The organism is Halomonas sp. A3H3 (assembly GCF_000982975.1).
Lineage (GTDB): Bacteria > Pseudomonadota > Gammaproteobacteria > Pseudomonadales > Halomonadaceae > Vreelandella > Vreelandella titanicae.
In genome coordinates, this window is record NZ_HG423343.1 from 3,680,956 (window position 1) to 3,690,851 (window position 9,896).

Genomic DNA, 9,896 nt, shown 5'->3' on the forward strand with positions numbered 1-9,896 from the left:
TGGATATTAGCTGTATGAGCGTAGCAGGAGGTTGCCCATGGCAATTGACACTGTAAAAGAATCCCTTAATGAGTCATCCGGGTATTTGGTTCCTGATTCATTCGAGCGGTTTTTAGCTGATTTGAAGGGAGCTGCTCGTAAAGATCGCCACCCATTGATTAACCCGAAGTTGTTTGCCAGTGCATTGAGCATTGATATCCAAACGCTGGCCAACCAAGCACATGTTCATCGTACGACGATATCCCGTGCTCAGGGAGCGGAAAAACTTCAACGTTATCTTCGTGATGCACTTCGTGTGCTCGGCGCAGCGGCGGATATTAATGGTGACTTTCATGACGCTCTGTTTTGGTTTCGCAACGAGCCGCTTAGCGCATTTGACTATAAAACACCCGAGCAACTCGTAAGTGAAGGGCGCGCAGAAGACTTGTTGCGCTATGTTCAGGCGCTACAAGCAGGTGTAGTGGGATGATAGTGCTGCCGGAGCTGAAAACTCAGGCATACCGTGTACATGTTCCGCGCTGGGCATTTTCGCCTACTAGTGGGGCCGGAGCGAGAGAGCATGGAGGAAGGCTAAACCGAGTTGGTGTAGATGCATTATACCTGTCGCTAGAGGAGCAAACGGCGTTAGCGGAGTACAAGCAGCTTTCTGCATTAATGCCACCTGGACTGATTGTTAGCTATACGGTCAGCGTGACGACTATTGTCGATTTTCGATCAGGTTATAACTCGAAATGGGATAGCCTTTGGCAAGAGCTTAACTGTGACTGGCGTAAGTATTGGTTTAATCAGCGCATTGAGCCGCCTAGCTGGATATTAGGCGATATGGCGTTGGAGCAGGGGGCCAAGGGGATACTTTTTCCTTCGTTGGCAAGAGACTCAGGCACCAACCTCGTTCTCTATACCGAAACGTTAACAGAAAACGATATGCTCGAGGTTTATGATCCCAAAGGTGATTTGCCGCACAACGCGCGCTCTTGGCAGTAATTGTTTTTATTTTGATCTTCTTTTAAGACAGAGGTCATGTTGTAGAGCTAGGTATCATAAGTTAATCGTTTTCTGCGATGCTCGCTAGGCCGTCTTAGCTGCCCGCTTCTGGCCGCGATAGCGGTTTAATAGATAGGCGCAACCCCAAGGAGTTGGCTACTTTGCTAATGGTCGCAAAAGCCGGGTTTCCTTCCCCCGATAGGGCTTTGTAAAGCCCTTCACGGCTCATGCCTACGTCTTTGGCGAGTTGGCTCATGTTGCGGGCACGGGCGATATCACCAAGTGCGGCGGCAAGAAGAGCAGGATCATTTTCTTCCATTACTGCATCAAGATAGGCCGCAATATCCTCCTCAGTTTGAAGGTAATCAGCAGTATCGTAGTGACTGAAAGTGACATTAGGAACGGTCATGGTGTTACTCCTTCCATTGCGCGGCAATGGCTTTGGCTAGTTCGATATCGTGGGATTGGGTGGCTTTATCACCACCGCACAGCAGAACCACGATTACTGGCCCTTTGGTAATATAATAGACGCGGTAGCCTGGCCCATAAGGAATTCGCAGTTCAGAAACGCCTTTACCGACCGGCTTCACATCTCCAGGGTTGCCCAGACTCAAACGTCGGATGCGGGCTTCAACCTTGGCGCGGGCACGGATATCGCGAAGCTCGCGTAGCCATCTATCGAAAACATCGGTTTTAATCAACTCGATCATGGTGATAACTATAGTTGGCAGTTCTGAGAGTGTCAACTTTGGTTGACGTCTAATCAAAAGCAAAGAAACGATGGGGGGAACGCTATGGTGTCAGGAGTTAATCATCTTGCGGGATGCGATATATATCGCCAAGCTATGCGGATACCGTGAACAACGCTAAGAGAGATTTCTAATGTCTGATTCATCGCAAAACTCCCGCCGCCACTCTTCCCAAGTAGTCGATGGCCCAGGCAAAGCCGCTAGCCGTGCCATGCTGCGCGCCGTGGGCTTTACGGATGCCGATTTCAAGAAGCCTCAGGTGGGTATTGCCTCTACCTGGAGCATGGTGACGCCCTGCAACAGTCATATTAACGAGCTGGCTGAGTTTGCCCGTGACGGTGCCGATGCAGGCGGTGGTAAAGGTGTTATTTTCAATACTATTACCATTTCCGATGGTATTGCCAACGGCACCGAAGGGATGAAGTACTCGTTGGTGTCGCGGGAGGTGATCGCCGACTCCATCGAAACCGTCGCCGGTTGTGAAGGCTTTGATGGCCTCGTGGCCATTGGCGGCTGTGATAAGAACATGCCGGGCTGTCTGATGGGCCTGGCGCGCCTGAACCGCCCCAGCGTGTTTGTTTATGGCGGCACCATTATGCCTGGCAAGGGGCATACCGATATTGTTTCGGTCTTCGAGGCCATGGGCGCGCACTCCCGTGGTGATATCGACCTGATCGAGCTTAAGAACATCGAAGAAACGGCGATCCCTGGCCCTGGCTCCTGTGGGGGGATGTACACCGCCAACACCATGGCGTCGGCGATTGAAGCCTTGGGCATGAGCCTGCCGGGTAGCTCGGCGCAAAACGCCATCTCCCAAGAGAAGCGCGACGACTGCAAAGCGGCGGGCGAGGCGGTGCTGGCGCTGCTGGCGGACGATATCAAACCCTCCGATATTATGACCCGCGAGGCGTTCGAGAACGCGATAACTGTCGTCATCGCTTTGGGTGGCTCTACCAATGCGGTGCTGCACCTTATCGCCATGGCTCGCACCATCGGCGTTGAACTGTCGCTGTCCGATTTCACTGAAATAGGTAAGCGCGTACCGGTGCTCGCTGACCTGCGTCCCAGCGGCCACTACATGATGAGTGAGCTGGTGGCGATTGGCGGTATTCAGCCGCTGATGAGAATGCTGTTGGATGCGGGCTTGCTCAACGGCAACTGCTTGACCGTCACCGGCAAAACGTTGGAAGAGAACCTTGCTGAGGTTGAGCCTTACCCTGCTGAACCGCCGATTATTGCATCGCTGGGAAATCCGATTAAAACGGAAAGCCATCTGCGCATGCTCTACGGCAACTTGGCACCGGAAGGCGCGGTAGCGAAGATTACTGGGAAAGAGGGCACTCGCTTCTCTGGTTCAGCGCGGGTATTTGGCTCGGAAGAAGAAGCCCAGGCGCGTATTAACGATGGCACCGTCGTTGCCGGCGATGTGGTGGTGATTCGCTATGAAGGGCCGAAAGGTGGACCCGGCATGCGCGAAATGCTCACACCGACCTCGGCGATTATGGGTCGTGGTTTGGGTAACGACGTGGCGCTAATTACCGATGGGCGCTTCTCCGGTGGCAGCCACGGTTTTGTGGTCGGCCATGTGTCACCAGAAGCTTTTGACGGCGGCCCGTTGGCGCTGGTGAAAGATGGCGATACCATCACCATCGATGCTGAAGCGGATACCATCGACGTTGATCTCTCCGATGAAGAGCTGATGCGCCGTCGCGCCGCCTGGCAGCAGCCAGAGCCCCGTTATACACACGGTGTGCTGGCTAAGTATGCGCGTTTGGTTAGCTCGGCCAGCACCGGCGCGGTGACCGACCAGGAGTAATCCGCGTTGCCGTTATGAGCGTATCCTCATGAACACGCTGTCATAAAGAATTAAAGCGCAAGGCTTAGTATAAAAGCCTTGCGCTTTTTTATTGGGATAACAGGTGGCCGAAATGGTGGAGCAAACGCAGGCACGTGGGCGCATAGGTGAGGTGTTTTGGGTATTTTTAGCACTCGGCTTAACGTCCTTTGGCGGCCCGGTAGCGCACCTGGGGTATTTTCGCACGGCCTTTGTGGAACGGCGCCAGTGGCTCTCTGAGCAGGCCTACGCTGATCTAGTGGCGCTGTGTCAGTTCTTACCGGGGCCCGCCAGCAGCCAGGTGGGCTTTGCTCTTGGCCTATTACGCGCGGGGCCTTGGGGGGCTGCCATGGCGTGGCTGGCGTTTACACTGCCCTCGGCGATTATCCTGGTGCTGTTTGCGTTTGGCGCGGCGGTGCTGGATGGCCCCATTGCCAGTGGCATTATCCATGGCTTAAAAGTGGTGGCGGTGGCGATTGTTGCCCACGCGGTGTGGGGCATGGCGCGTAATCTCTGCCCGGATAAAACCCGCACGGGAATCGCGCTTGCGGCGGTATTTACGGTGGTGCTGGTCAGTGGCCCACTGGGTCAGGTGTCGGCGATTGTGTTGGGGGGCTTAGCCGGGCTAACACTGTGTCGCGATAGCGCTGCCGCTACGGCAAGTGAGTCGCTGCATTTTCCGGTGACGCGTAAGGCAGGCATGGTGGCGCTGGGGGTATTCGCAGGGCTGTTGATTCTGCTGCCGTTATTGGCGGGGATGGCGGTTTGGCTGGATATCGCCGATGCGTTTTACCGTTCAGGCGCATTAGTGTTTGGTGGCGGGCACGTAGTGCTTCCGCTGTTGGAAGCGGAAGTGGTGCAGTCGGGTTGGCTTACGTCGGATGAGTTTTTGGCTGGTTACGGTGCCGCCCAGGCGGTACCGGGGCCGCTGTTTACGTTTGCGGCTTACTTAGGCGCGCTGCTGCCCGGTATCAATGGTTTAGTCGGTGCTTTGCTGGCGCTGCTGGCAATCTTTATCCCCGGCTTTTTGCTGTTAGTGGGCGTGCTGCCGTTTTGGAATCAATTTCGTCAGTGGGGCAGTGCCCAGGCGCTAATGCGCGGTGCCAATGCGGCGGTGGTAGGCATTTTAGGCGCAGCGCTTTATCAGCCGGTGTGGACGAGTGCGATCATTGGTGCAGAGGAGTTTGCCCTGGCGTTAACCGGTTTCTTGCTATTAACCGTATGGAAGCTGCCCGCTTGGGTAGTGGTGGTTGTTGTAGTGTTTGGGGGTATTGCGATTGCGCCATGAGCCGTCATTACGAACGAAGTGAAGTAATCTCGGGATTTGGGTAGGCGTGAAAAAAAGCTTTCTTGGCAGACCGCCGGGAGGCGGCCTGCGTGGAGTGGAGAAGTGGGAACAGCAGAAAAAGTGTCTGCTATGGCGCCTCCAGCTCTAAGGTGCGACGCAGGGCGTGAAGTTCATCCACTCCCAGATGCTCAAGCCTTCCGGCGAGCAGGTCGCTGATTTTCTGAACGGGAAGCCCTGCCCGGCGGGCAATTTCTCGGCTTCCTAAGTCTGATACGGCGATCAGACGCGTGATAATACGCATTAATCGCGTACGTTTTTCAAGTTCCCTGACGTCGAGGTCAGGGCTGCTTCGCGGAGGATCAAGCTGTTCCGCAGTGGCAGTTGCGCGTGCCGTGCTCATGTGGCTCCATCAGTCTGAAATGACAAACACACAATGCCGCCAACCGGTGCGCATTTCAATGCCTATTTTGATGAAAATTTCGCGACCTCGGCAACGCCCGCAAACGGGCTAGCTCTGGTAGACTATTCGCCTTCCTATTTTGATGTGTGCCTGACTCGGCGCACGCTGTTTTTTAATTTAGTTTCGCTTTTTATAGGCCGTTGGGCCGAGGAGTTTTGCATGTCGTCGAACAGCGCACCCAAGGTGGGCGTGATCATGGGATCCAAGTCCGACTGGCCAGTCATGGAGCACGCTGTTTCCATGCTGGAGCGTTTGGGCGTGGCTTATGAAACTCGCGTGGTGTCAGCACACCGTACACCTGACCTGCTGTTTGACTATGCCAAGAGCGCTGCCGAGCGCGGTTTGCAGGTAATTGTGGCAGGCGCGGGCGGTGCTGCTCACTTGCCAGGTATGGTGGCCTCGCAAACGCCACTCCCGGTACTGGGTGTGCCGGTGGAGTCGAAAGCGCTAAAAGGTTTGGATTCGCTGCTCTCCATTGCCCAGATGCCCGGCGGCATCGCAGTGGGCACCTTGGCGATTGGTAAAGCGGGCGCGACCAACGCAGGGTTGTTAGCAGCGCAGATCGTTGGCCTGCAAGATGCGACCGTACGCAGCGCGGTTGAAGCGTTTCGCGCCGAGCAGACTCAGAAAGTTCTCGACAACCCTGACCCGCGCCCCGAGCCGGAAGCGGAATAAGGAGTCTGGCTATGAACTCTGGTATTGCAAAAAACATTGGCGTACTGGGTGCAGGTCAATTAGGCCGCATGTTGGCGCTAGCGGGTTATCCGCTGGGTAATCGTTTCACTTTTTTAGATACTACGGGTAATCCCAGTGCTGGGATTGGCGATGTAATTGTCGATCCTAATAACCAGCACCTGGCTGAGTTTTTGGCCAAGGTTGATGTAGTGACCTACGAGTTCGAACACCTGCCCGTTCAACTGTTGCGCGAAATTGAGCAGCACAAGCCGGTTTATCCCAGCAGTCGTGCCATTGAAGTGTGCCAGAACCGGGTCGAAGAGAAGACACTGTTTGATCGTCTAGGCATTCCGACCCCTGCTTACCGGGTAGTGCAGAGCGCCGAGCAGCTTGAAGCCGCCGCCCGTGAGTTGGGTTGCCCGGTGGTGGCAAAATCGGTCACTGAAGGCTACGACGGTAAAGGCCAGGCCGTCTTGAAACAGCCTGAGCAGGCTGGCGAGGCGTGGAGCGCAATTGGCCATTCGCAGTTGGTCGTTGAGGCCTTCGTCGACTTCGTGCGGGAAGTCTCGATGATTGCCGTGCGCGGTCGTGATGGTGAGGTGGTGTTCTACCCCATGGCCGAAAACCAGCATGTGGATGGCATCCTGCGCTACTCTGTGGCGCCGCTGCCGGATCTGGATGTCAGCGTTCAGCAAACCGCTGATGGCTATATTCGTGCACTGCTTGATGAGCTGGATTACGTGGGCGTGCTAGCGCTAGAGCTGTTTCAAACCCGCGATGGCAGCCTGCTCGCCAACGAAATGGCGCCCCGGGTGCATAACTCTGGCCACTGGACGATGGACGGCGCAGTGACCAGCCAGTTTGAAAACCATCTGCGCGCGATACAGGGCTTGCCCTTAGGCGATACCCAGGCGATTGCCCCCACCTGCATGATTAACGTGATTGGTCGTGAAGGCGATAACGCGGCGATTCTAGCGCTTGCTAATACGCACCTGCATCGCTACGACAAAGCAGAGCGTGCCGGCCGTAAGCTCGCCCACGTCAATATTCTCGCGCCCAACCATGCCGAACTGTTGGAAAAAGTTAACGCCTGTAGTGCGTTACTGCCGGAGGCGCCGCCGCCACAGCTAAGCTTTACCATCAAACAGTAGTTTCTACAGCCGCCTGCTTAGCTCAGGCGGCTTTTTTCTACCAATGTTGTCCAATCATGCAACTTTTATCGCTAAAAGTGACTAAATGCGCTAAAAAGGAGCCACAACAAAAAATCAGCAAATTATGCTGATCTTAATAGCGACTTTTAGGCGGATAGTTAGTATGCCTCACTCTTCAACTACTGGGTCTGCCCCTGGGCTGCGCAGTGGTTTCCATCGCGACCACCATGTCACTGTAAAGCGCCTGCATAGCGAAAAAGTACGTCTGCTGTACGACAACCTTTGGCAACCGGTGCTAAGCAGCGTGTTGGCAGGCATGCTGCTAGTCGCTGCCATGTGGCCAGTGGTCGCAAGCTGGGTACTGCTCACCTGGCTCGCAGTATTGACCTTTGTTTCGTTCGCTCGCCTTGCCTTGGCCTACTATTTTCGCCTCTTACCGGCACAGCAACAGCAGCGCCGCCGCTGGCTATACCGGTTTAGCGCCGGGGCAGTTTTAGCTGGCTGTGTCTGGGGAGTCGGCGGGGTCGTTCTGTTTACTGGCGAAAATCACGGTCAGGTGGCTGCGCTTTCGATTGTATTGGCGGGCATTGCTGCCGGTGGTGTCACAACGCTTTCGGCCGTTTGGTGGGTGGCACTCGGTTTTGTGCTGCCGATTTTGCTTCCCCTGCTAGTGCAGTTTTTACTATTAGGTTCACCGCTGGCAGTTTTAATTGGTGCCATGCTTAGCCTGTTTCTTGGCCTGATTGTTACCACTAGTCGACGTTTAAGCAGAATTATTCACGATAACATTGCCCTGCGGGTGAATATGTCGGCCCGGGAGGCGCAGTTGCAAGAGAGCGAAAATCGCTACCGCTCTATCTTTCAACGCTCGCCGTTGGGAGTGCTGCATTTTGATAGCCAGGGTTTCATCACTGATTGTAATAGTAAGCTGTTGGAGATACTGGACGTTAACCGCGCTCAGTTGCTCGGCTATAAGATGCTATCCAGCTCGGCGAATCCAGAGGTTGCCAAGGCCGTGCGCAATGCCCTCGCTAAAGGAACTGGCTATTATGAGGGAACTTACTATTTGCCCAAAGCGAGCGCAGGCACCCCGCTACGGGCATTCTTCAACGGTGTGCATAGTGCCAGTAATGAGATGGTCGGCGGCGTAGCCATTATTGAAGATTTCACCGAGCGTAAGCGTGCTGAGGCGATTATTTACCGTCAGGCTTTTTATGACTCTCTCACCGATCTACCCAATCGGCGGCTGTTTATCGAGCGTTTGGCAACTCTTTGCGATGAGAAACAAACAGAGCCTCAGAGCGGGTTACTGATGTTTTTGGATATGGATCGCTTTAAGTTGATTAACGACACTTTGGGACATGCAGCGGGCGATAATCTACTAGTGCAAGTGGCTCGCCGCCTTGAAAGCTGCTTGAACGGGGAGGATATGGCTGCTCGTCTCAGCGGGGATGAGTTTGTGCTAATGGCCCTGCTTGGCGAGGGGGCAGATGAGATCCTGGAGGCGCGTGCTGAGACTTATATGCTTAAGGTTCAGCAGGCTCTCTCTCAGCCTTACCGACTGGCAAGTAACGATACCAACGTAACGCCCAGCATAGGCTATACCTGCTTCACAACCGTCGCTTGCGATTACGAAGAAGTACTTAAACAAGCGGATATTGCGATGTATCGTGCAAAAACAGAAGGCCGGGCGCAGCTTTGCCGCTACCAGCCCTGGATGCGCGATAAAATGCAGTGATCCGAACGCTTAAGCCAATTGACCGATTAGCAGCACCCATAAAGCGATTAACGCAAAGTGGCCGGGGTACCACGCTAACCATAAACGTCGCGGCATCACTAAGTAGACGGGGGGGATTCGTTGCGCTGCACCTGCAGCAAGTACCAGCACGATGAGGCACGTACCTACAGTAAACGATTTGGCCATGTCAGAGGCATTCATTTGCCCGGCAATCCAGAGTGCTGGAAATGCCGCTAGGCCTGCCCATAGGCGCGCTTGGAAATGGCTCTCAGTTTGGCTCAAGGCGTGCATCGCGAACATTAATAGTGGAATCAGCAGCAGCCCGTTGTGCCCGTACTCCACCCAAAAACCGAGCAGATACCACACGGTCACACCTACCGCTGCACCGGCTAACAACCAGGGCAAACCTAACGTTTGCTGCTGGTAGTGCTGCCAGCCTTGGCGCACTAGCGCACCTAAGGTTAAACCACTGGCCAGGGTAAAGCAGACGTTGAGGATAAATGCGTCTGATGAGCGTGGCATCATCATGTAGGGGAGTTGGGCAACCAAGCCGATAATTAGAATTCGGCGCGAGTAGCGCAGTGGGTTGCGGGTATTAAACAGGCCGTGCCAGGCCACCATGGCGGCAAACAGCGGGAAGGCGATACGGCCAATGGAAGACCCGGCCCAGCTTAGATCCCAATCGCCGGGCAGCACATAGCGAGTGAGGTGATCCACGGTCATGGTGATCAGGGCCAGCCACTGCCCCCAGCCGGTCCAGTGAGAAGAGAGGCGAGGTAGCGTGCCTGCATGTGGGCTAGTCGGGTGAGCCATAAAACCTCCGTGTTGAACATGCGCGATGATACACAGACAGAGGTAGCTTTACCTAGTTCACTGAATTTTCAGCGTTAGGTAGAAACGCATCACCCCGGCGGTTGCCGGGGTGATGGACACTAGGGCCTGTTGACGTTTCATCGCGAACCGCGTTGCCCCACAAAGCGCGTCAGACAAGGCGCAAAACGCTGGGAAGGGTGGTTC

11 protein-coding genes are annotated in these 9,896 nt (G+C 54.9%); 7 read left to right on the forward strand and 4 right to left on the reverse strand.

Annotated elements, in window-relative coordinates:
* Positions 1 to 37 precede the first annotated feature (37 nt).
* Entirely contained in the window at positions 38 to 469 is a 432-nt protein-coding gene (locus HALA3H3_RS16485; protein WP_022522688.1) for a DUF2384 domain-containing protein, read from the forward strand.
* On the forward strand, positions 466 to 984 hold the full coding sequence (locus HALA3H3_RS16490; RefSeq protein ID WP_009287632.1) for an RES family NAD+ phosphorylase: 519 nt from the start codon (positions 466 to 468) through the stop codon (positions 982 to 984). Before HALA3H3_RS16485 ends, HALA3H3_RS16490 begins: the two co-directional genes overlap by 4 nt.
* Positions 985 to 1,078: 94 nt before the next feature.
* Here the strand turns inward: HALA3H3_RS16490 and HALA3H3_RS16495 are convergent, their stop codons facing one another.
* Complete coding sequence (locus tag HALA3H3_RS16495; RefSeq protein ID WP_022522689.1) at positions 1,079 to 1,393, reverse strand: addiction module antidote protein; 315 nt, start codon at positions 1,391 to 1,393, stop codon at positions 1,079 to 1,081.
* A 4-nt stretch (positions 1,394 to 1,397) separates the two neighbouring features.
* A complete protein-coding gene (locus HALA3H3_RS16500) occupies positions 1,398 to 1,694 on the reverse strand; it encodes a type II toxin-antitoxin system RelE/ParE family toxin (protein ID WP_022522690.1) in 297 nt (98 codons plus the stop codon).
* Positions 1,695 to 1,866: 172 nt separating this feature from the next.
* Here HALA3H3_RS16500 and ilvD point away from each other — a divergent pair, with 172 nt between their 5' ends.
* Together ilvD and chrA are read left to right on the forward strand one after the other, a co-directional pair.
* Positions 1,867 to 3,549 carry a dihydroxy-acid dehydratase gene (ilvD, locus tag HALA3H3_RS16505; RefSeq protein WP_022522691.1) on the forward strand — a complete coding sequence of 561 codons (1,683 nt, stop codon included), beginning with the start codon at positions 1,867 to 1,869 and terminating at the stop codon, positions 3,547 to 3,549.
* Between the two features lie 112 nt (positions 3,550 to 3,661).
* A complete protein-coding gene (chrA, locus tag HALA3H3_RS16510) occupies positions 3,662 to 4,855 on the forward strand; it encodes a chromate efflux transporter (protein WP_022522692.1) in 1,194 nt (397 codons plus the stop codon).
* A 127-nt stretch (positions 4,856 to 4,982) separates the two neighbouring features.
* Here the strand turns inward: chrA and HALA3H3_RS16515 are convergent, their stop codons facing one another.
* Complete coding sequence (locus tag HALA3H3_RS16515) at positions 4,983 to 5,255, reverse strand: XRE family transcriptional regulator (RefSeq protein WP_008958942.1); 273 nt, start codon at positions 5,253 to 5,255, stop codon at positions 4,983 to 4,985.
* Positions 5,256 to 5,474: 219 nt separating this feature from the next.
* On the opposite strand from HALA3H3_RS16515, the gene purE reads away from it, so the two are divergent.
* The 3 genes from purE to HALA3H3_RS16530 all read left to right on the forward strand — a co-directional run bounded on the left by purE (position 5,475) and on the right by HALA3H3_RS16530 (position 8,879).
* Positions 5,475 to 5,990 carry a 5-(carboxyamino)imidazole ribonucleotide mutase gene (purE, locus tag HALA3H3_RS16520; protein WP_022522693.1) on the forward strand — a complete coding sequence of 172 codons (516 nt, stop codon included), beginning with the start codon at positions 5,475 to 5,477 and terminating at the stop codon, positions 5,988 to 5,990.
* An 11-nt stretch (positions 5,991 to 6,001) separates the two neighbouring features.
* Positions 6,002 to 7,141, forward strand: coding sequence for a 5-(carboxyamino)imidazole ribonucleotide synthase (locus HALA3H3_RS16525; protein WP_022522694.1), 1,140 nt, complete (start codon positions 6,002 to 6,004; stop codon positions 7,139 to 7,141).
* Between the two features lie 163 nt (positions 7,142 to 7,304).
* Positions 7,305 to 8,879 (forward strand): diguanylate cyclase domain-containing protein, encoded by a 1,575-nt coding sequence (locus HALA3H3_RS16530; protein ID WP_022522695.1) that lies wholly within the window; start codon positions 7,305 to 7,307, stop codon positions 8,877 to 8,879.
* 9 nt (positions 8,880 to 8,888) lie between these two features.
* Here the strand turns inward: HALA3H3_RS16530 and HALA3H3_RS16535 are convergent, their stop codons facing one another.
* Entirely contained in the window at positions 8,889 to 9,692 is an 804-nt protein-coding gene (locus HALA3H3_RS16535) for a TraX family protein (protein WP_022522696.1), read from the reverse strand.
* Between the last annotated feature and the right edge of the window lie 204 nt (positions 9,693 to 9,896).

Coding starts and splice junctions, on each gene's coding strand:
- ilvD (WP_022522691.1), top strand. CDS start 1,867: ATGTCTGATTCATCGCAAAACTCCCGCCGCCACTCTTCCCAAGTAGTC.
- chrA (WP_022522692.1), top strand. CDS start 3,662: ATGGTGGAGCAAACGCAGGCACGTGGGCGCATAGGTGAGGTGTTTTGG.
- HALA3H3_RS16530 (WP_022522695.1), top strand. CDS start 7,305: ATGCCTCACTCTTCAACTACTGGGTCTGCCCCTGGGCTGCGCAGTGGT.
- HALA3H3_RS16495 (WP_022522689.1), bottom strand. CDS start 1,393: ATGACCGTTCCTAATGTCACTTTCAGTCACTACGATACTGCTGATTAC.
- HALA3H3_RS16535 (WP_022522696.1), bottom strand. CDS start 9,692: ATGGCTCACCCGACTAGCCCACATGCAGGCACGCTACCTCGCCTCTCT.
- HALA3H3_RS16490 (WP_009287632.1), top strand. CDS start 466: ATGATAGTGCTGCCGGAGCTGAAAACTCAGGCATACCGTGTACATGTT.
- HALA3H3_RS16485 (WP_022522688.1), top strand. CDS start 38: ATGGCAATTGACACTGTAAAAGAATCCCTTAATGAGTCATCCGGGTAT.
- purE (WP_022522693.1), top strand. CDS start 5,475: ATGTCGTCGAACAGCGCACCCAAGGTGGGCGTGATCATGGGATCCAAG.
- HALA3H3_RS16500 (WP_022522690.1), bottom strand. CDS start 1,694: ATGATCGAGTTGATTAAAACCGATGTTTTCGATAGATGGCTACGCGAG.
- HALA3H3_RS16525 (WP_022522694.1), top strand. CDS start 6,002: ATGAACTCTGGTATTGCAAAAAACATTGGCGTACTGGGTGCAGGTCAA.
- HALA3H3_RS16515 (WP_008958942.1), bottom strand. CDS start 5,255: ATGAGCACGGCACGCGCAACTGCCACTGCGGAACAGCTTGATCCTCCG.